Source organism: Saccharopolyspora sp. NPDC003752, from assembly GCF_053605825.1.
In genome coordinates this window covers 1-19,831 of sequence record NZ_JBSGJZ010000028.1, presented here as the reverse complement: position 1 = coordinate 19,831, position 19,831 = coordinate 1, and the positions used below count along the sequence as shown (strand labels likewise).

Below are 19,831 nucleotides of genomic sequence, written 5' to 3'. Positions count from 1 at the left end.
GTGACGGTGCGGGTGGCGGAACCTCAGACGCCGCCTGGACTCCGGGATCCCCGACACACGTATGTCCAATACGACGCGTCGGGGCTGTCCTCGCCAGACGACGTCTGAGAACCCGCAGCGGTGCTAGTTGCGTGCGTGGGCTAAGCGGCTACGCCGCTTGCGGCGGCTTTCGATCACGCGGACTGGGCGTCGCGCTCGCGGTCGAGCGGATGGTCGAAGCGGCTTCGTCCGGGTGTCGATCATGTGCGTTGCGCGAAATGAAGGGCGCCTCTCGCCGGATGGTCCGGTGGTAGGTGCCCTTCGTGGTTCTGCTGGTCGGGGTGCGGGGACGGTGGCTTCGGGGCGCGGGTAGTTTTTCCGTGTGGACGACCAGCAGGCGACTCTGCTCGGCCCGGCCGACGTGCGCCGGTTGGCCGAGGAGCTCGACATCCGCCCGACGAAGAAGCTCGGCCAGAACTTCGTGCACGACCCGAACACGGTGCGCCGCATCGTGGCCTCGGCGTCGGTCACGGCGGACGACGTCGTGCTGGAGGTCGGCCCCGGCCTGGGCTCCCTGACGCTCGCCCTGCTCCCGGCCGCCGGTGCCGTGACGGCCGTCGAGATCGATCCGGTGCTCGCGGCGCGGCTGCCGCGCACCGCCGCCGAGTTCGCCCCGGCGCTGGCCGACCGGCTCACCGTGATCGAGGCCGACGCCCTGCGGGTGACCGCCGCGGACTTCCCGGCGCCGCCGACCGCGCTGGTCGCGAACCTGCCGTACAACGTCGCCGTGCCGGTGGTGCTGCACCTGCTGGCCGAACTGCCGAGCCTGCGGCACGGCCTGGTCATGGTGCAGTCCGAGGTCGCCGACCGGATGGCCGCCAAGCCGGGCAGCCGGGTCTACGGCGTGCCCAGCGCCAAGGCCGCGTGGTACGCCGACGTGCGGCGCGCGGGTCCGGTGCCGCGCAAGGTGTTCTGGCCGGTGCCCAATGTGGACTCCGGGCTGGTGTCGTTCGAGCGCGTCGAACCGCCGTCGACCGCGCCGCGCGCGGAGGTCTTCCGGGTGGTGGACGCGGCGTTCGCCCAGCGGCGCAAGACGTTGCGCGCCGCGCTGTCCGGCTGGGCCGGGTCCGCGGCGCGCGCGGAGGAAGTCCTCCGGGCCGCCGGGGTGGATCCGTCGATTCGCGGTGAGCAGTTGGAGATCGCCGACTTCGCGCGCATCGCGGAGGCCGCGGCTACCGAGAGCGGTCGCTGAACCACCCGTCCGGGCGCTTGCCAACCGAGGTCGATCCACTACTCGGAGTCACTGAGAACACCTGGCGCGCCAGGAAAATTCCCGCTCGTCCGGGTGTGTGATTTGACAGACGATTTCGGAAAGTGACGACTATCAACTTGCGCTGGAATCCGCCAGTGGGTTCTACTATTCGGGAAATCCATCCCGAGCGGCCGAGAGACCTGGCTCCGCGACGCCGCAGCAACCACCCGATGGGCAGGTGCTAACGCCAGGACCGATGGAGTTGTTGTGGATTCCAACGCGCTGTTAGCCAGCCCGCCTGCGGGTCAGACCCGAGCTCAGCTGGCCCGATCCCGGCAGAACCACATCCGGAGGCTGCTGACGCAGCGTCGCGTCATCGACCACGGGCGTCGCACCACCACCGCCTGTCGTCGCGAGATGTGACCCAGCTCTTCCTCCCTTTCCGAAGTTCCTTGGCCTGCCGCCCTGTCGTGCGCGCGGCCGTCGCGAGCTGATGTGGAGCCGATCGTGATCACAGTTGAGAACCTGACCAAGTCCTTCCAGCACAACAACGGAACCGTCCGCGCCCTCGACGGCGTGTCGATGGAGGTTTCGGCCGGTGCGGTGTGCGGGGTGGTCGGTCCGAGCGGGGCCGGCAAGTCGACCCTGGCCCGGTGCATCGCGCTGCTGGAGAAGCCGGACGGCGGCGCCATCCGCGTCGACGGCACCGACCTCGTTTCCCTCGGCGGCAAGGCGCTTCGCGCGGCGCGTCGCCAGATCGGCGTTGTGCCGCAAGGCGATTCGCTGCTGCGCCAGCGCACCGCCGCGGGCAACGTCGCGTTGCCGCTGGAAGCGGCCGGTGTCAGCGGCCCGCAGCGGCGCACCCGCGTCGGCGAGCTGCTGGACCTCGTGGGCCTGACCGATAAGGCCTCCGTCTACCCCGACCAGCTCTCCGGCGGGCAGCGCCAGCGGATCGCGGTGGCGCGTGCGCTGGCCGCCAAGCCGTCGGTGCTGCTGGCCGACGAGCCGACCTCGGCGCTCGACCCGAGCACCACCGACTCGGTGCTCACGGTGCTGGACCGCGCCCGCGCCGAACTGGGCGTCACCGTGCTGGTGGTCACCCACGACATGGCCGTGGTGCGCAAGATCGCCGACGACGTCGCGGTGCTGGAGGACGGCCGGGTGGTCGAGCACGGCAAGGTCATCGACCTCGTCGCCGAGCCCGGCAGCCGGGTGGGCGACACGCTGCTGCCCGGCACCGACCAGGGCGATTCGCTGCGGCCCGGCGGCCGGCACGACGTCGTCGCCGAGGTCGTGCTGGTCGGTTTCGCCGCGGTCGGCGCGTTGCTGCCGGAGGCCGCCGGCCGGTTCGGGGTCGAGCTCGCGATCCTGGGCGGCGGGTTGACCAGGCTGGGTGACACGCCCGTGGCGAAGTTCAAGGTGGGCCTGACCGGCGAGCGAGCCGAGGCGGCCCTGAAGTGGATGGTCGAGCGGGACGCGCATGTGCGACGCGCCCCGGTGTGCGTTGACGGAGCTGCTGCGTGAGTGATGTGACCCCCTGGTCGGAGGTCCTTGGAATTCTTGGTGAAGCGACGATCGACACGCTCTACATGGTGTTGGTGTCGACCCTGCTGGCGGTGCTGGGAGGCCTGCCGCTCGGGGTGCTGCTGCACCTGACCTCGCCGGTCGGCCTGAACCCGAAGCCCGTGCTGTACCGGGTGCTCGGCGTGGTCGTCGACGTGGTGCGTTCGGTGCCGTTCGTCGTTCTGCTGGTGGTGCTGGCGTCGTTCACCCGGCTGCTGATCGGCACGTCGATCGGCAGCACCGCGGTGATCGTGCCGCTGACCATCGGCGCCATCCCGTTCTTCGCGCGGCTGACGCAGAACGCGTTGCGCGAGGTCAGCTTCACCGTGGTCGAGGCTGCGATCACGACCGGATCGAGCAAGCTGCGGATCGTGTGGACGGTGCTGCTCGGCGAGGCGCGGGCCGCGCTGGTCGGCGCGGTCGGCGTCACCGCCGTGGCGCTGGTCGGCTATGCCGCGATGGCCGGCGCGATCGGCGGCGGCGGGCTGGGCACGACCGCGATCCAGGACGGCTACCAGGGCTACGACGACCGGATCCTGTGGGGATCGGTGGTCGTGCTCGGCGTGCTGGCCTTCGCGATGCAGCTGATCACCGACCGGACCGCGAAGCTCGTCGACCGGCGCCGGACCGCGACGAGCTGACCTCGTGGGCGACGCCCACCCGAACCTCTTCCTGCTTGGGACGACCTCCCAACCACTGTCCAGAAAGGACGAACTCTGATGCGTTTGCGTTTTGCCGCCCTGGTGGCCGCGGCCGGCGTGGTGCTGGCCGCGTGCGGAGGTGGCGGCGGCCAGGCCTCCTCGGACCCGAACGCCCCGCTGCGGGTCGCGGTCAGCCCGACGCCGCACGGCGAGATCCTGCAGTACGTCAAGGACAACCTGGCGAAGCAGGCCGGGCTCGACATCGAGATCGTCAAGTTCGACGACTACAACCGGCCGAACGAGGCCGTCGCGCACGGCGAGCTGGAGGCGAACTACTTCCAGCACCAGCCCTACCTGGACGAGTACCGCAAGCAGCGCGGCGGCGACTTCGTCTGGATCCAGGCCGTGCACCTGGAGCCGCTCGCGGTGTACTCCAACAAGGTCAAGTCGCTGCAGGAGGTCCAGGACGGCGCGACGGTCACGCTGTCCAACGACCCGGCGAACCAGTTCCGCAGCCTGAAGCTGCTGGAGCAGGGCGGCCTGATCAAGCTCAAGCCGGACGCCGCGGTGGGCACCCGGTTGGAGTCGGCGATCGCGGAGAACCCCAAGAACATCAAGTTCAAGGACCTGTCGCCGGACCAGCTGCCGCGCTCGGTGGACGACGCCGCCGCCGCGGTGGTCAACGGCAACTACGCGATCAAGGCGAACCTGCAGAACCCGGTCCTCGTGGAGAGCCCGGAGAACAACCCGTACGCCAACGGCCTGGTGACCAGCCCGGCGCTGGAGAAGGACCCGCGGATCCAGAAGCTCGCCGAGCTGCTGCGGTCCCAGCAGGTCAAGGACTTCATCAACCAGAAGTACGGCGGCGTCGCGGTCATCCCGGCGGCCTGATCGCAGCATCCGCGCTGGAGGGCGCTTCCCGGCGAGTTGATCGCCGGGAAGCGCCCTTCACCGCATTTTCCGCTTTGTTCTTGAAGCGGCGGAGCCGCTTAGCCCACGCACGCAACTAGCACCGCCGCGGGTTCTCAGGCTGTGCCCACCCCGACGGGGTTCTTGGCGAGGACAGCCCCGACGCGTCGTATTGGGCATACGTGTGTCGGGGATCCCGGAGTCCAGGCGGCGTCTGAGGTTCCGCTACCCGCACCGCTCCGAAAGGTGGGCTGGATAGGCTCTTATACGCAGGGAAGTCGGCGGCGGGGTTTCCTCTACACGTACGCTCTAAGAGTGCTCTCCGTGGTTCCTACACCCATCACCGTTCGCGTCCCGGCCAAGGTGAACCTGCACCTGTCGGTCGGTGACCCGCGCCCGGACGGCTACCACGAGCTGGTCACCGTCTTCCAGGCGCTGTCGATGACCGACGAGGTCACCGTGCTGGTCGCCGAGGAACCCGGCATCGACGTGCACGGCGATGGTGCGGACTCGGTGCCCACCGGCCCCAGCAACCTGGCTTGGAAGGCCGTGCAGCTGCTCGCCGAGCACAGCGGGCGCGATCCGGAAGAGCCCGGGGTGCGGCTGTCGATCAACAAGGGCATCCCGGTCGCCGGCGGGATGGCCGGCGGCAGCGCCGACGCGGCGGCGACGCTGCTGGCGCTGAACCACCTCTGGCGGCTGGAGCTGGGGCGCGACGACCTCAGCGAGATCGCCGCGAAGCTGGGCAGCGACGTCCCGTTCTCGCTGCAGGGCGGCACGGCGCTGGGCACCGGCCGCGGCGAGCGGCTCGTGCCGGTGCTGGCGCGGCACACCTTCCACTGGGTCATCGCGCTCGATCGCCGCGGGCTGGGCACGCCCGGCGTCTACACCGAACTCGACCGGCTGCGGGCGGAGTCGAAGCCGAACCGCGTCGGGGAGGTCGAGCCGCTGCTGGAGGCGCTGGCCTCCGGAGACCCGCGGCAGCTCGCCCTGCTGCTGGGCAACGACCTGCAGGCGGCGGCCGTGTCGCTGCGCCCCGGGCTGCGGCGCACGCTGCGCGCGGGAGTGCAGGCGGGCGCGCTCGCCGGGATCGTGTCGGGCTCGGGCCCGACCTGCGCCTTCCTCTGCACCGACGCGGATTCGGCGGTCCGGGTGGCGGCCGAGCTCTCCGGCGCGGGCGTGTGCCGCACGGTCCGCGTCGCCCACGGTCCCGTCCCGGGAGCCCGGGTGGTCTCCGAGGAGCCCGCTCACCGCCCCACCCCGCCCCAGGTCCACGCCTGAAGTGCAGTTTCAATTGAAACTGCGCGCCTAGGACCCCGGTCTGCAGTTTCAATTGAAACTCGGGTCGGGACCCCAGCCCGTGATCACGCAACGCAGTTGATGGAGTAGACGAACACCCGATGGTGAACCTGGTCAATCTGGAATCGGTCAGCAAGAGCTATGGCGTGCGCCCGCTGCTGGACGGCGTCTCGCTCGGGGTCTCGGCGGGGGAGCGCATCGGGGTCGTCGGCCTCAACGGCGGCGGCAAGACCACGCTGCTGGAGGTGCTCGCCGGCCTCGCGGAGCCCGACAACGGCCGGGTCAGCCAGAGCCGCGACCTGCGGATGGCCGTCGTCACGCAGCGCACCGAGCTGCCCGCCGACTCCACGGTGCGCAACGCGGTGCTCGACCCGCACGGCTTCAGCGCCGAGCACGAATGGGCCGCCGATCCGCAGGTGCGCTCGGTGCTCAGCGGCCTCGGCATGACCCGTCTCGGCCTGGACACCCCGGTCACCGACTTCTCCGGCGGCGAGCGCCGCCGCGTCGCGCTGGCCGCCGCGCTGGTGCGCGATCTGGACCTGCTGGTGCTGGACGAGCCGACGAACCACCTGGACGTCGAGGGCGTGCACTGGCTGGCCGATCACCTGCTGGAGCGCAAGTGCGCGCTGGTGATCGTCACCCACGACCGCTGGTTCCTGGACACCGTCTGCAACCGCACCTGGGAGGTCGTCCAGGGCCGCGTGGAGCAGTACGAAGGCGGCTACGCCGACTGGGTCTTCGCCCGCGCCGAACGAGCCCGCATCGCCCAGCAGGCGGAGGAGAAGCGGCAGAACCTCGCGCGCAAGGAACTCGCGTGGCTGCAGCGCGGCGCGAAGGCCCGCACCTCCAAGCCCCGGTACCGGATGGAGGCGGCCGAGGCCCTGATCGCCGACGTGCCGCCGCCGCGCGACACCGTCGAGCTGGTGGCGTTCGCCAAGCGCCGCCTCGGGAAGACGGTGCTGGAGCTGGAGGACGTCGACCTCCGGATCGCCGACCGCACGCTGCTGGACGGCGTCACCTGGCGCATCGGCCCCGGCGACCGGATCGGCCTGGTCGGCGTCAACGGCTCCGGCAAGACGACGCTGCTGAAGCTGCTCGCCGGCGAACGCGAAGCCGACGCGGGCAAGCGCATCGAGGGCAAGACGGTGCGGCTGGCGCACCTGACCCAGGAACTGCACGACCTGCCCGGGCACTGGCGGGTGCTGGAGGCGATCGAGAACGTCGCCGAGCGGGTCACCCTCGGCAAGTACGAGCTGTCCGCATCGCAGCTCGGCGAGCGCTTCGGCTTCGGCAAGGGACGGCAGTGGACGCCCGTCGAAGACCTCTCCGGCGGCGAGCGCCGCCGCCTGCAGCTGGCCCGGCTGCTGATGGCCGAGCCGAACGTGCTGATCCTCGACGAGCCCACCAACGACCTCGACATCGACACCCTGCAGCAGCTCGAAGACCTGCTCGACACCTGGCCGGGCACGCTGGTGGTCGTCTCCCACGACCGGTACCTGGTGGAGCGCGTGTGCGACAGCGTGCACGCGCTGTTCGGCGACGGCGGCCTCACGCACCTGCCGGGCGGCATCGACGAATATCTGCAGCGGCGTCAGTCGCTGCTGGAAGCGGCCGAAGGCAGCGTCGGCAAGCAGGCGACCGACGCGGCGAAGCCGCGAGGGCTCTCCGGAGCGGAGGAGCACGCGGCGCGCAAGGACCTCGCGCGCTGCGAGCGTCAGCTCGACAAGCTCGCGGAGCGCGAAGCGCGGCTGCACGAGAAGCTCGCGGAGGCCGCGACAGCGCCGGAGCGGCTGGCGGAGCTGAACGCGGAGCTGCGCGGGCTCCAGCAGGAGAAGGACGAGGTCGAAATGCGCTGGATGGAGCTCGCCGACCAGCTCGGCTGACCTGACTTCGCCTGAAATCGGGATCTTCGCCCTTGCGGGGTGCTCGATGAGCTGGCCGTTGTGGCGAAACCTGTGCGCGCGATCACCGTGCTCGTAAGCTGCGTCACATGAGTCGGTTCGTGGAGACATTGGTGGCGTCCGCGCGGGAGAACTCCGGTCCGCAGGCGCGGGGGCTCACGACGGGCGAGCCCGAGCAGCCGTGGTTCCGGACTTGGGCTGAGGTGCACGCCGACGCGCTGCGGATGGCCGGGGCGCTGGGCGACGACCTCGGGCCCGGGCGGGTCGTCGCGATCCTCGCCGCCGATCCCGGCCTGATCGCTCCCGCCGTGCAGGCCGTGTGGCTCGGCGGCGGCAGCGTGACGATGCTGCACCAGCCGACGCCGCGCACCGACCTCGCGCACTGGGCCGAGGACACCGTCCGGGTGCTCAAGATGATCGGTGCCCGGCTGGTGCTGCTGGGCGCCCCGTTCGAGGATCTGGCCGGCGTGCTGGAGGAGAACGCGATCGGCTGCCGGAACCTGGCCGGGCTCACCGGCGGCGAACCGCTCGCCGCGCCGGTCGACGTCGACGAGGACGCGACCGCGCTGCTGCAGCTGACCAGCGGCTCCACCGCCGACCCCAAGGCCGTGCGGATCACCCACGGCAACCTCCACGCCAACCTCCGGGCGATGGTCACCGCCGCCCGGCTCGATCCCGCGCACGACGTCGCGGTGTCCTGGCTGCCGCTGTTCCACGACATGGGGATGGTCGGCTGCCTGACGGTGCCGATGGCGATCGGCATGTCGGCGGTCAAGGTCACCCCGGCCGACTTCCTGGCCCGGCCGCTGCTCTGGCCCGAGCTGATCAGCCGCTACCGGGGAACCGTGACCGCCGCGCCGAACTTCGCCTACGCGATCGTCGGTCGCCGGATGGCCCGCGCCGACGACGGCGACTTCGACCTGTCGAGCCTGAGGTTCACGCTCAACGGCGCCGAACCGATCGATCCGGCGGCGGCGCAGGCGTTCACCGACGCGGGGGCCAGGTTCGGGATGAGCCCGGACTGCATGGTGTGCGCGTTCGGGATGGCCGAGGCCACGCTCGCGGTGTCGTTCGCGCCGCTGGGGCGCGGGCTGGAGGTCGACACCGTCGACGCGGATGCGCTGGAGCAGCAGCGGCGGGCCGAACCCGCATCGCCGGACGCCGAGCGGGCGCGGCGGTTCGCGTTGCTGGGAAACCCGTTGCCGGGCTTGGACGTCGACGTCGTCGACGACTCGGGCCGGCGGCTGGAGGAGCGGCAGGTGGGGCGGCTGCGGATCCGGGGCGAGGCGGTGACGCCGGGCTACCTGACCATGGACGGCCCGCTGTCCACGCAGGACGATGACGGCTGGCTGGACACCGGGGACGAGGGCTACCTGGTCGACGGCCAGGTGGTGATCTGCGGGCGCCGCAAGGACGTGATCATCATGGGCGGCCGCAACATCTACCCGGTGGACATCGAGCGGGCCGCCTGCCAGGTCGAGGGCGTGCGCGCGGGCAACGCCGCCGCGGTCCGGCAGGACGCCGGGAGCCGCCGCGAGCGGTTCGCGGTGGTGCTGGAGTCGCGCCTGGCGGGCGACGAGTCCGCGGAGAAGGCGCTGCGCAAGGAGGTCGCGGCGCGCATCGTCGACGCGGTGGGAGTGCGCCCGTCGGCGGTCGTCGTGCTGCAGCCGGGCTCGCTGCCCAAGACCCCGTCGGGGAAGCTCAAGAGGGCCGCCACGGCCGCGCTGGTCCCCACCGAATGACCTTTGTGGACGGTCACGCTGAAGGGCCCGCACCGAGCTCGGTGCGGGCCCTTCAGCTCGCGGGTCAGTGGAAGCGGTTCTGGGCGGCTTCGAGGCCGTCGGTGACCAGGGCCTCCACCGCGTCCGCGCAGAGGTCGATGAAGTACGCGAGCTCCTTGCGCTCGGCACCGGAGAAGTCCTTGAGGACGTAATCGGCCGGGTCCATCCGGCCGGGCGGGCGGCCGATGCCGAAGCGGACCCGCAGGTAGTCGCGGGTGCCGATGGACTTGCTGATCGAACGCAGCCCGTTGTGGCCGTTCTCGCCGCCACCGCGCTTGAGCCGGACGGTGCCGAACGGCAGGTCGAGCTCGTCGTGGATCACGATCACGGATTCCGGCGGCGCCTTGTAGAACTTCACCGCGCCGGCCACCGGGCCGCCGGAGAGGTTCATGAACGAGCGCGGCTTCACCAGCACGGCGCGCGCGCCGGCCAGCCGCCCCTCGACGACGTCGGCACCGGCCTTGTGCGCCTTGAACTTCCCGCCGATCCGGTCGGCGAGCTCGTCGGCGACCAGGAAACCGATGTTGTGCCGGTTCCCCTCGTAGCGCGGCCCGGGATTGCCGAGTCCGACGATCAACGCGACCGAATCCGGAGTGCTCACGGGAAGAAGTCTCCTGCTCTAGATGGCACGCAGCGCGCCGTCCCGATCACAGGGATCGGGACGGCGCGCGGTGCGCCCGACGTCGGAGGCTCAGGCCTCTTCGGCGGTCTCGCCTTCGGCGGCCTCAGCGGCTTCCTCGGCCATCGAAGCCGCGGCCTCGGTGACGTTGACGACCAGCGCCTCGGGGTCGGCCTGCAGGATGACGCCCGCGGGCAGCTGGATGTCGGAGGCGTGGAGCTGGGTGCCGATCTCGGCACCGGCGATCGACAGCTCCAGCTGCTCGGGGATGTGCAGGGCCTCGGCCTCGATCTCGACCTCGGTGACCTCCTGGCTGACCAGGCCGCCGGGGCCGGCCTCGCCGACCAGCACGACCGGCACCGCGACGGTGACCTTCTCGCCGCGCTTGACCAGCAGCAGGTCGACGTGCTCGATGTAGTTCTTGATCGGGTGCGTGGTGATGGTCTTGGTGAGGGCGAGCTCGCTGTCGCCACCGGACACATCAAGCGTCAGCACCGCGTTGTGCCCGTTCTCGCGGATCGCGCGGGCGAACTCCACGGAGGGCAGGGACAGGTGCTTCGGGTCGGAGCCATGACCGTAGAGCACCGCGGGGATCTTGCCGGCGCGGCGGGTGCGGCGGGCCGCTCCTTTGCCGAACTCGGTGCGCTGCTCGACGGCGATACGTACCTCGGACACGGTGGTGCACTCCTCATGACGTCGGGCGGAACGTGAATTGGTCGCTGGCCTGCGGCGGTGGGGCGCGCTACTGGCGTGATTACGACGCGGTGCCGAACGGGCACCCGGGGTGTGAGCGACATCAGTGCGCCAACCAAAGTGGTCGGCGGCCACCGTGCCACCGCGCCGATCACGCCGGGCGAACGTCCCGACCTCGCCGAGGCAACCCGAATAGTCTAAACGGTGCTTGCATAGTCGTTTTCGCACGGGTGACCCCACCCGGTTCCGGCCGCGCTCGCCCAATGGTTACCCGCAGGAACTCAGTGCACGTTGAAGTCACCGGTAACCGATGGTTAGCGTCGGTGACCAGCACAGAAGGAGGATGCGATGCGACTGGTCCTGTTCGGCGCGACCGGCTACGCCGGCGGCGCGATCCTGCGGGAGGCGAAGCGGCGCGGCCACGAGGTGATCGGCGTGGCCCGGAGCGCCGAGTCGTTGGCCGAGCCCGGGAAAGCGGGTTCGCTGCACGACGAGCAGTTCGTGCTCGACGTGACGGCGGGCGCGGACGCACTGCTGGTGGCCATCCCGGCACGGCCGATGCCCGACGGCACGAAGCTGCTCGACGCGGTGCCCACGCTCTTCGCGGCGGCTGAGCGGCACGGACTGCGGATCGGCGTGGTCGGTGGCGCGGGGAGCCTCCGCGTGTCCGATGACGGTCCGCGGGTGATCGACACGCCCGGGTTCCCGGACGAGTTCAAGCCGGAGGCCGGCGCGCACGCCGAGGTGCTCGCGGCGCTCCAGCAGGCGCCCGCCGAGGTGGACTGGTTCTACCTCAGCCCGGCGGGGACGTTCGGGGCCTACGCTCCGGGCGAGCGGACCGGCTCCTACCGGCTCGGCGGCGACGTGCTCGTGACCGACGCCGACGGGAACTCCGCGATCGGCGGCGAGGACTACGCGATCGCGTTCGTCGACGAGCTGGAGAAGCCCGCGCACCGGCGGCGGCGCTTCACGGTCGGCTACTGACCGTCCGTGAGGTCGGTCACAGTGAGCCGGTTCCGGAATATTTGAAACCTCAAACAATGTTGGGATGGGGGATCCGCCCGGTGCGCGGGCGGATCCCCGGAATCCCGACCGCTCCAGGAGTGAGTTCATGACCGCGATCGACCAGGCCGAGCAGCTGGTGCTCGGCGCGGACGCCCAGAACCTGCTGTTCCGCGAAGCCCGCACCGCCAACAGCTTCAGCGACGAGCCGGTCACCGACGAGCAGATCCAGGCCGTCTACGACCTGGTCAAGTGGGCCCCGACGTCGATGAACCAGCAGCCGCTGCGCATCGTGCTGGTGCGCTCCGACGAGGGCAAGCAGCGCCTGCTGCCGCACCTGATGGAGGGCAACCGGGCCAAGACCGAGAAGGCCCCGCTGGTGGCGATCCTGGCCGCCGACACCGACTTCCACGAGAACCTGCCGCGGGTGTTCCCGCACGCGGAGGGCGTCCGGGAGATGTTCGCCGGCAACGACGACCTCCGGCTGACCAACGCGAAGCTCAACGCGAGCCTGCAGATCGCGTACTTCATCCTCGGCGTGCGCGCCGCCGGGCTGGCGGCCGGTCCGATGACCGGTTTCGACAAGGCGGGCCTCGACGCGGAGTTCTTCCCGGGTGGCAAGCAGCAGGCGCTGGTCGTGGTCAACATCGGCAAGCCGGGCGAGAACCCCTGGTTCGACCGCCTGCCCCGCCTCGACTACGACGAGGTCGTCACCACCGTCTGACCCACACGCCGATCCCAGCACGCGGGTCCGCGCACGCCCACCGCGCACGCTGACCGCGCACGCTGACCGCGCACGAGGTCCGCGCACGAGGTCCGCTACGCGGCCCCCACGAGTGGTCCGCAATTTCCATTGAAATCGAAGATCCAATTTCAATGGAAATTGCGGACCATCGGCGTGTCGGGACCCGACACGCCGATGCCTGTGGACAACTCCCGCAATTTCAATGGAAATCAGAGGTTCGATTTCCATTGAAATTGCGGAACCTCGAACCTCGAACCTCGAACCTCGAACCTCGGGCCTCGGGCCTCGGGCCTCGGGCCTCGGGCCTCGGGCCTCGGGCCTCGAACGTCGAACGGCCCCGGTCCGAAGTGGACCGGGGCCGTTCGGGGTTCTTCGCGCTCGCCGCGGGCGCCCTCGGGAGGCGCCGCTGGGTCAGGCGCGGCCGTCGAAGAGGCTGGTGACCGAGCCGTCCTCGAAGACCTGGTGGATCGCCTCCGCGACCAGCGGGGCGATCGACAGGACCGTCAGGTTCGGGAACCGGCGCTCCTCCGGGATCGGCAGCGTGTTGGTCAGCACGACCTCCTTCGCGCCGCAGGACGACAGCCGCTCCACCGCCGGGCCGGACAGCACCGCGTGGGTGGCCGCGATGATGACGTCCTTCGCGCCCGCCGCCAGCAGCTGCTCGGTGGCCTTGGTGATCGTGCCGCCGGTGTCGATCATGTCGTCGACCAGCACGCACAGCCGGCCCTCGACGTCACCGACGACGCGGTTGGCGACCACCTGGTTGGGCTTGCTGGGGTCGCGGGTCTTGTGGATGAACGCCAGCGGCGTGCCGCCGAGGTCGTCGGCCCACTTCTCCGCCACCCGGACCCGGCCCGAGTCGGGGGAGACCACGGTGATCTGCTCGCCCGCGTAGGTGTCGCGCATGTAGCTGGCCAGCAGCTTCTGGGCCATCAGGTGGTCCACCGGACCGTCGAAGAAGCCCTGGATCTGGTCGGTGTGCAGGTCCACCGCCATGATCCGGTCCGCGCCGGCGGTCTTGAACAGGTCCGCCATCAGCCGCGCCGAGATCGGCTCGCGGCCCTTGTGCTTCTTGTCCTGGCGGGCGTAGCCGTAGAACGGCATGACCACGGTGATGCGCTTGGCGCTGGCGCGCTTGAGCGCGTCCACCATGATCAGCTGTTCCATGATCGCGTCGTTGAGCGGGTTGCAGTGCGACTGGATGACGAAGGCATCGCACCCGCGAACCGACTCGTCGTAGCGCACGAAGATCTCGCCGTTGGCGAACTTGTAGGCAGCCTGGGGCGTGACCGTTACGTCGAGCTGCTTGGCCACCTCCTCGGCAAGTTCCGGGTGACTGCTGCCGGAGAAGAGCTTCAGGCTCTTCTTCGGAGTCGCAGACATCGCACTCACGGTCATCGTCCCTCCCCGTAAGACGCCCGTCATTGGGCGCCATTCGTCGGATTGGTGGTTGGTTCTTTCGACAAAGCCTGTTGTGCGGCCTGGTCTGCGGCGGTACCGGGGCGGCGTCTGGCGACCCAGCCTTCGATGTTGCTTTGCTTCCCGCGGGCGACCGCCATCGCGCCGGGCGGGACATCCTGGGTGATCACCGAGCCGGCGGCGGTGTAGGCGCCGTCGCCGATCTCCACCGGGGCGACGAACATGTTGTCCGCGCCGGTCCGGGCGTGTGATCCGATCACGGTGTGGTGCTTGGCCACCCCGTCGTAGTTGACGAAGACCGTGGCGGCGCCGATGTTGCTCTGCTCGCCGATCGTCGCGTCGCCGACGTAGGTCAGGTGCGGCACCTTGGTGCCGTCGCCGATCGCGGCGTTCTTGGTCTCGACGAAGGTGCCGATCTTGCCCTTGGTGCCGAGCCGGGTGCCGGGGCGCAGGAACGCGAACGGCCCGACCTTGGCGTCCGGCCCGATCTCGGCGCCCTCGCCGTGGGTGCGCACCACCGACGCGCCGGGGTGGATCACGCAGCCGGTGAGCGTGGTGTCCGGGCCGACGACCGCGCCCTCGCCGACCTTGGTGCCGCCGCGCAGCTGCACGCCCGGCTCCAGCAGGACGTCGCGGTCCAGCTCCACATCGCAGTCCAGCCACACCGAGTTCGGGTCGATGATGGTGACGCCCGCGTGCATCCAGCGCAGCAGCAGCCGGCGGTTGAGCTCGGCGCCGAGGCGGGCCAGCTGCACCCGGTCGTTCACGCCCTCGACCAGCCACGGGTCGGTGCAGATCAGCGCGCCGACCGGGCGGCCGTCGCCGCGCGCGATCGACAGCACGTCGGTCAGGTAGAGCTCGCCCTGGGCGTTGTCGGTGGACAGCCGCTTGAGCGCGTCGGCGAGCACTTCCGCGTCGAAGGCGTAGACGCCGGAGTTGATCTCGGTGATCGCCGCCTGCTCGGGGGTGGCGTCCTTCTGCTCGACGATCCCGGTCACCTGGCCGTCGGCATCGCGCAGCATCCGGCCGTAGCCGGTCGGCTCGTCGACGACCGCGGTCAGCACGGTGACGGCGTTGCCGGCTTCGCGGTGTTCGGAGAGCAGGGAGCGCAACGCTTCGCTGTCGAGCAGCGGCACGTCGCCGTAGCTGACCAGCACCGTGCCCGTGAGGCCGGCCGGCAGCTCGGAAAGCCCGCAGGAGACAGCGTGTCCGGTGCCGAGCTGCTCTTCCTGCACCGCGGTGACGACCGTGCGGTCCAGGGCGTCGGCCAGGCCGGTCAGGTGCTCGGCCACGGCTTCGCGGCCGTGTCCCAGCACGACCACCAGTGAGTCGGGGTCGAGACCGGCCGCGGCGCGCACGGCGTGTTCGACCAGGGGCCTGCCCGCAAGCCGGTGCAGGACCTTCGGCGTCGCCGATCGCATCCGAGTGCCCTCGCCCGCGGCGAGCACGATCGTGCTGACGGTTTCCGAAGACGCATCGCTGCGGGAGGAGGGCTGGGCGGTGTCGCCCTGGAGCATCAGCGCTCTCCCTTGATCTCTAGATGCGGCTCGGCGGCGTGGTTCAGCCGTCGGGCCGACGGTGCCTGTTGCGTCCAAGCGGGTGAAGGGTAACCGGCCCGGTACCCCCACGGCTCCGGTGCCCCTGCGCGCCTGTCCAGCGGATGTGATGGTACCGCCGACCGGCCCTGATACGTGCTCGAAGCCAGCCTTCTAGCTGCGGTTATGTGATCTTCGATGCACTCCGGGTGGTCCGCGGCGGGCCTCGCTGTGGCCGATCACACGGGTGTTTCCGCGCCGATCGAACGGCAGGTCCGGTCGGCGCGGCCCGGCGGGGAGGCCGCCGGGCACCACCTGATCGGGTTAGAGAGCATCTGGGGGAATCCACACCGAGTGATCCGACGGGCCCTCGGCCGACGGGCTGCTCGGCGGCGTGGTGGTCACGCCGGAGAACGCCGAGACGCGGTTCCCGCCGCCGCGCTTGGCCTGGTACATCGCGGCATCCGCGCGAGCCAGCACCTGCGCGGCCGACTCCTGCGGGCGCATCGCGACGACGCCGATCGACAGGGTCACCCCGTACGAGACCTCGCTCGGCAGGCTGTCGACGGCCTCGGTGGTGCGCTGCAACGCCGCCTCGGCGGCGCCGAGCGTCGCGCCCGGCAGCAGCACGACGAACTCGTCACCGCCGTAGCGGGCCACGAAGTCGTCGACGCGCAACGTGTCGCGCAAGGTCATCGCGACGGTGCGCAGCACGTCGTCGCCTTCCGCGTGCGAGCAGCGGTCGTTGACGCCCTTGAACCCGTCGAGGTCCACCAGCGCCACCGCCAGCGGCTGCGCGTCGGGCGCGGTGAGCATCGTCTCCAGCCGGTCGTCCAGCGCGCGGCGGTTGGACAGGCCGGTGAGCGGGTCTTGCAGCGCCTGCCGGGTGATCGCGTCGTGCTTGTGGGTCAGCCGCGAGTTCTCCAGCCTGATGACCAAAGTGGACAGACGGGCCTGGCGCATCGCCCACAGCTCGGTCTCCAGCTCCAGCGCGTAGTCCCGCAGCGCGGCGGGGCGGCCCCCGAGGTCGACCAGCTGCGCGTGCTCCCGGGCCAGCGAGATCCGCAGCGTCGGCTCCGAAGTGTCGGTCTCCATGTCGGCGCGGGCATCGGAGAGGACCTGCACCGCCTCGTCGCTGCGATCCGCCAGGGTCAGGCACCGGGACAGCGCGATCGCGACGATGATCTCCTCCCGCGGGTGGATCGCCCGGTCCAGGTTGCGCAGCACCTCCAGCCGCTCGATGTACTCGATGTGCGGCTGGGCCAGCGCGTGGGCGGCACCGAGCACCGGGACCTGTTCGGCGGCGGGGCGGTCGGAGACGCGGGGGAACAGCGACTCCCGCCACGGGCCCTCCACCGCGACGGCGATCTGCGAGGCGGTGTCGAACCGGGTGTTCGCCTCCTCGTACTGCCCGATGCGCTCCAGCCGCAGGCCCCAGCCGAGCAGCATCCGGCACCGGTTGATCATGTGCACCGCGATCTCGTGCGGGCCGCCGCTCTCCCGGATCCGCTGGTGGGCGCGGGTCATCACCTCGTCGGCCGTCTCGTAGACGCCGAGCTGGGTGAGCACCAGGCCGATGTCGATCAGCGAGGTGGCCAGCAGCCGCTCCCACGACCGGCGGCCCAGCGTGCGGTCCGGGACCAGCTCGTCGTCGAGCATCGCCAGGCCGTGCGCCACCTCGGTCAGCGCGCTGTCCTCGCTGCCGCCGATCAGCGCGCGCCGGCTGCGCAGCGCGTGCGCATCGGCTTCCAGGACCCTCAGCCCGTGCCGGCGGGTGTGCATGAGGAGTTCGTCGAGCAGCGGATCAGCGCTGTCGACCAGGCCGGGCGTCGCCAGCCGCATCGAGGCGCAGTGCCGCAGGAGCTGGCCGACGATGCGCGGCTCGCCGCGCCGCTGGGCCTCGGCGAGCAGGTCGTCAGCCTCGCGGATGGTGCTTCGCTGGCCGGACGCATCGCTGTGCTGGCCGACTGCGTTGAGTTCGCGTGCGCGCCCCACGAGCCAGGCGTCGGACACCTCGCTCAGCGTGGTCATCGGGTCTTCGCGCACGGCGGTCGTGTCGTCGCGCAGCGGCGCACACCCCCTGTTCACCATCGCTCCCCGGCGGCCTGGGCGGCGCGCTGGGCCTCACGAGGGGCTGCGCGCCGCGCCGGGTCCGGGAGGACCGCTCGCTCCGCCGCCAGGATTCGAACCTGGACCATCGGAACCAAAATCCGAGGTGCTGCCTTTACACCACGGCGGATCGGGCGCTGTCTGCCCGCGATGCCGGCTTGTGATCCCCGGCACCGCGGCCCGAGCTTACCGGCCCGGGCCGACAGGCGGTGGTACCCGGCCGACATCGTGGCATGCCTCCGCCGCCGGGTCGGCGTCGGGCTTGCGGGTTCTCGGGTTTCCTCGCGCGCTGGCACGTGGATGGGACGTACGCCGGCGTCCACCGGTTGCGTACAAGATCACCGCTGTTCGGGTGAACGAGGGCGATTCGGACACGCCCGGAGGGGTGCGACACGCCGCAATGTTGCCGTCCGGGGGTGACGATTCGGCATCGAATAACTTACGCTTGCGTAGGTTACGGTCCCGTAGGGTGGAGGTGTTGCGGGGCCGTGCGTTCCCGGTGCTGACCGCAGTTTTCCCACCTCCCCAAGCCATTCGAGGTATTGAGTATGACCGCAGCAACCGAGCGCGTTGCCGCTCCGGACGCCGGCGCCGAGTCCGGGCCGAAGCCGCTGACCACGGGTCCGCAGGGCGCTGGACGGGCGTCGCTGGTGTACGCGTTTCTCCTGATCCCGATGGCCGCGCTGATCGCTGCGGTCCCCGTCACCTGGGGGTGGGGCGTGGGGCCGGTCGACATCGGCCTCGCCGTGCTCTTCTGGTTGATCAGCGGCCTGGGGGTCACCGTCGGCTTCCACCGGTACTTCACGCACGGTTCCTTCAAGGCCAACCGCGTGGTGAAGATCGCGCTGGCCATCGCCGGGATGATGGCGGTCCAGGGGCCGGTCATCACCTGGGTCGCCGACCACCGGCGCCACCACGCCTTCTCCGACCGCGAGGGCGACCCGCACTCGCCCTGGCTGTTCGGCACCTCGGCGCTGGCGTTGACCAAGGGCTTCTGGCACTCCCACATGGGCTGGATGTTCAAGCGGGAGATGACCAACGAGGACCGGTTCGCTCCTGACCTGCTCAAGGACCGCGACATCGTTGCTGTCAACCGGCTGTTCCCGGTGTGGACGGCCCTCAGCTTCGTGCTTCCCGCGCTGCTGGGCGGTCTGTTCACGTGGTCCCTGTGGGGCGCGCTGACGGCGTTCTTCTGGGCTGGGCTGGTGCGCGTGTCGTTCCTGCACCACATCACCTGGTCGGTGAACTCGATCTGCCACATGATCGGCGAGCGGCCGTTCAAGAGCCGGGACAAGGCGGCGAACTTCTGGCCGCTGGCGATCCTGTCCTTCGGCGAGTCGTGGCACAACCTGCACCACGCCGACCCGACCTGCGCCCGGCACGGCGTGCTGCGCGGCCAGATCGACATCTCGGCGCGCGTCATCTGGATCTTCGAGAAGCTCGGCTGGGCCTGGAACGTCCGCTGGTCCAACGAGAAGCGGCTCGCCCGGATCTCGGTCACCGAGTACAAGGGCTGATCCCCACCCGGTTCGAGGTGCCCGCGCGGCGAAATCGCGCGGGCACTTTTTCATCAGGCCTGGACATGCGTGTCGGGCCAGCACCTTAGGGTTGTGCGAGTGGTATCACGGCGACGCGGGCGGACTGCGCCCGAACCCGAGGCGCGGCCGAAAGGGCGCACCGCACGGGTCAGGATGACGGGCAAGGAACGTCGGCAGCAGCTGCTGGACGTCGCTAGGGCGCTGTTCGCGGAGAAGGGCTTCGACGGCACGTCCATCGAGGAGATCGCGCACCGCGCCGGGGTGTCGAAGCCGGTCGTCTACGAGCACTTCGGCGGCAAGGAAGGCGTCTACGCGGTGGTGGTCGACCGCGAGATGCGCAACCTGCTGGACCTGGTCGTCTCCGCCCTGTCGGCGGGGCATCCGCGGGATCTCCTGGAGCAGGCGGCGCGGGCGCTGCTGGACTACATCGACAACAACACCGACGGTTTCCGGGTGCTGGTGCGCGATTCGCCGGTGGCCAGCAACAGCGGCACCTTCTCCAGCCTGCTCAACGACATCGCGAGCCAGGTCGAGCACATCCTCGCCCTGCAGTTCAGCGCGCGGGGCTACGACGCGAAGCTCGCCCCGCTGTACAGCCAGGCGCTGGTCGGCATGGTGGCGCTGACCGGCCAGTGGTGGCTGGAGGCGCGCAAGCCGAAGAAGGAGGAGGTGGCCGCGCACCTGGTCAACCTCGCCTGGAACGGCCTCTCCCACCTGGAGCACAAGCCCCGCCTGTCCACGAAGTGACGCAATTTCCATTGAGCCTTTTTCATCCTGATCTTTGCAGGTGAGGTGGGCGGGAAGGCGTGTCGCTGCGGGGGAAATGGTGAAGCTCCTGGTAGATGG

General features: G+C 70.4%; 16 protein-coding genes, 1 tRNA gene and 1 riboswitch. Of the genes, 11 read left to right on the top strand and 6 right to left on the bottom strand.

Translation table 11 applies throughout. The annotated features are described in order from the left end of the window. Positions 1-361 precede the first annotated feature (361 nt). From rsmA to ACWEV3_RS29775, 7 genes are all read left to right on the top strand, one after another. Positions 362-1,231 carry a 16S rRNA (adenine(1518)-N(6)/adenine(1519)-N(6))-dimethyltransferase RsmA gene (gene rsmA, locus ACWEV3_RS29805; RefSeq protein WP_452617054.1) on the top strand — a complete coding sequence of 290 codons (870 nt, stop codon included), beginning with the start codon at positions 362-364 and terminating at the stop codon, positions 1,229-1,231. Positions 1,232-1,406: 175 nt separating this feature from the next. Continuing rightward, a riboswitch (SAM riboswitch) is annotated at positions 1,407-1,494 on the top strand. Between the two features lie 244 nt (positions 1,495-1,738). Then, entirely contained in the window at positions 1,739-2,755 is a 1,017-nt protein-coding gene (locus ACWEV3_RS29800; protein ID WP_132492852.1) for a methionine ABC transporter ATP-binding protein, read from the top strand. After that, positions 2,752-3,435, top strand: coding sequence for an ABC transporter permease subunit (locus ACWEV3_RS29795; protein ID WP_165968414.1), 684 nt, complete (start codon positions 2,752-2,754; stop codon positions 3,433-3,435). Before ACWEV3_RS29800 ends, ACWEV3_RS29795 begins: the two co-directional genes overlap by 4 nt. A 78-nt stretch (positions 3,436-3,513) precedes the next feature. Next, entirely contained in the window at positions 3,514-4,326 is an 813-nt protein-coding gene (locus ACWEV3_RS29790) for a MetQ/NlpA family ABC transporter substrate-binding protein (protein ID WP_452617053.1), read from the top strand. Between the two features lie 342 nt (positions 4,327-4,668). Then, positions 4,669-5,625: a 4-(cytidine 5'-diphospho)-2-C-methyl-D-erythritol kinase gene (locus tag ACWEV3_RS29785; protein WP_397526056.1), complete on the top strand. Its 957-nt coding sequence runs from the start codon at positions 4,669-4,671 to the stop codon at positions 5,623-5,625. 119 nt (positions 5,626-5,744) lie between these two features. Continuing rightward, positions 5,745-7,526, top strand: coding sequence for an ABC-F family ATP-binding cassette domain-containing protein (locus tag ACWEV3_RS29780; RefSeq protein ID WP_452617052.1), 1,782 nt, complete (start codon positions 5,745-5,747; stop codon positions 7,524-7,526). 107 nt (positions 7,527-7,633) lie between these two features. After that, entirely contained in the window at positions 7,634-9,286 is a 1,653-nt protein-coding gene (locus ACWEV3_RS29775) for a fatty acyl-AMP ligase (protein WP_452617051.1), read from the top strand. Positions 9,287-9,350: 64 nt separating this feature from the next. Here the strand turns inward: ACWEV3_RS29775 and pth are convergent, their stop codons facing one another. Continuing rightward, positions 9,351-9,926: an aminoacyl-tRNA hydrolase gene (gene pth, locus ACWEV3_RS29770; RefSeq protein ID WP_452617050.1), complete on the bottom strand. Its 576-nt coding sequence runs from the start codon at positions 9,924-9,926 to the stop codon at positions 9,351-9,353. 90 nt (positions 9,927-10,016) lie between these two features. Next, complete coding sequence (locus ACWEV3_RS29765; protein ID WP_452617049.1) at positions 10,017-10,619, bottom strand: 50S ribosomal protein L25/general stress protein Ctc; 603 nt, start codon at positions 10,617-10,619, stop codon at positions 10,017-10,019. A gap of 366 nt (positions 10,620-10,985) precedes the next feature. Between ACWEV3_RS29765 and ACWEV3_RS29760 the strand changes: the two genes are divergently transcribed. After that, positions 10,986-11,621: an NAD(P)-dependent oxidoreductase gene (locus ACWEV3_RS29760; protein ID WP_452617048.1), complete on the top strand. Its 636-nt coding sequence runs from the start codon at positions 10,986-10,988 to the stop codon at positions 11,619-11,621. A gap of 127 nt (positions 11,622-11,748) precedes the next feature. Next, on the top strand, positions 11,749-12,363 hold the full coding sequence (locus ACWEV3_RS29755; protein WP_452617047.1) for a malonic semialdehyde reductase: 615 nt from the start codon (positions 11,749-11,751) through the stop codon (positions 12,361-12,363). Positions 12,364-12,795: 432 nt separating this feature from the next. On the opposite strand, the gene ACWEV3_RS29750 is transcribed toward ACWEV3_RS29755, so the two are convergent. The 4 genes from ACWEV3_RS29750 to ACWEV3_RS29735 all read right to left on the bottom strand — a co-directional run bounded on the left by ACWEV3_RS29750 (position 12,796) and on the right by ACWEV3_RS29735 (position 17,577). Further along, complete coding sequence (locus ACWEV3_RS29750) at positions 12,796-13,767, bottom strand: ribose-phosphate diphosphokinase (RefSeq protein ID WP_218157324.1); 972 nt, start codon at positions 13,765-13,767, stop codon at positions 12,796-12,798. Between the two features lie 38 nt (positions 13,768-13,805). After that, a complete protein-coding gene (gene glmU, locus ACWEV3_RS29745) occupies positions 13,806-15,320 on the bottom strand; it encodes a bifunctional UDP-N-acetylglucosamine diphosphorylase/glucosamine-1-phosphate N-acetyltransferase GlmU (protein ID WP_452617046.1) in 1,515 nt (504 codons plus the stop codon). Between the two features lie 342 nt (positions 15,321-15,662). Continuing rightward, positions 15,663-17,429 carry a tetratricopeptide repeat-containing diguanylate cyclase gene (locus ACWEV3_RS29740; RefSeq protein ID WP_452617045.1) on the bottom strand — a complete coding sequence of 589 codons (1,767 nt, stop codon included), beginning with the start codon at positions 17,427-17,429 and terminating at the stop codon, positions 15,663-15,665. A 77-nt stretch (positions 17,430-17,506) separates the two neighbouring features. Then, positions 17,507-17,577, bottom strand: a tRNA-Gln gene (locus ACWEV3_RS29735). 418 nt (positions 17,578-17,995) lie between these two features. Here ACWEV3_RS29735 and ACWEV3_RS29730 point away from each other — a divergent pair. Together ACWEV3_RS29730 and ACWEV3_RS29725 are read left to right on the top strand one after the other, a co-directional pair. After that, positions 17,996-18,964: an acyl-CoA desaturase gene (locus ACWEV3_RS29730; protein ID WP_452617044.1), complete on the top strand. Its 969-nt coding sequence runs from the start codon at positions 17,996-17,998 to the stop codon at positions 18,962-18,964. 174 nt (positions 18,965-19,138) lie between these two features. Further along, positions 19,139-19,732, top strand: coding sequence for a TetR/AcrR family transcriptional regulator (locus tag ACWEV3_RS29725; RefSeq protein ID WP_093265895.1), 594 nt, complete (start codon positions 19,139-19,141; stop codon positions 19,730-19,732). The last annotated feature ends 99 nt before the right edge of the window (positions 19,733-19,831 follow it).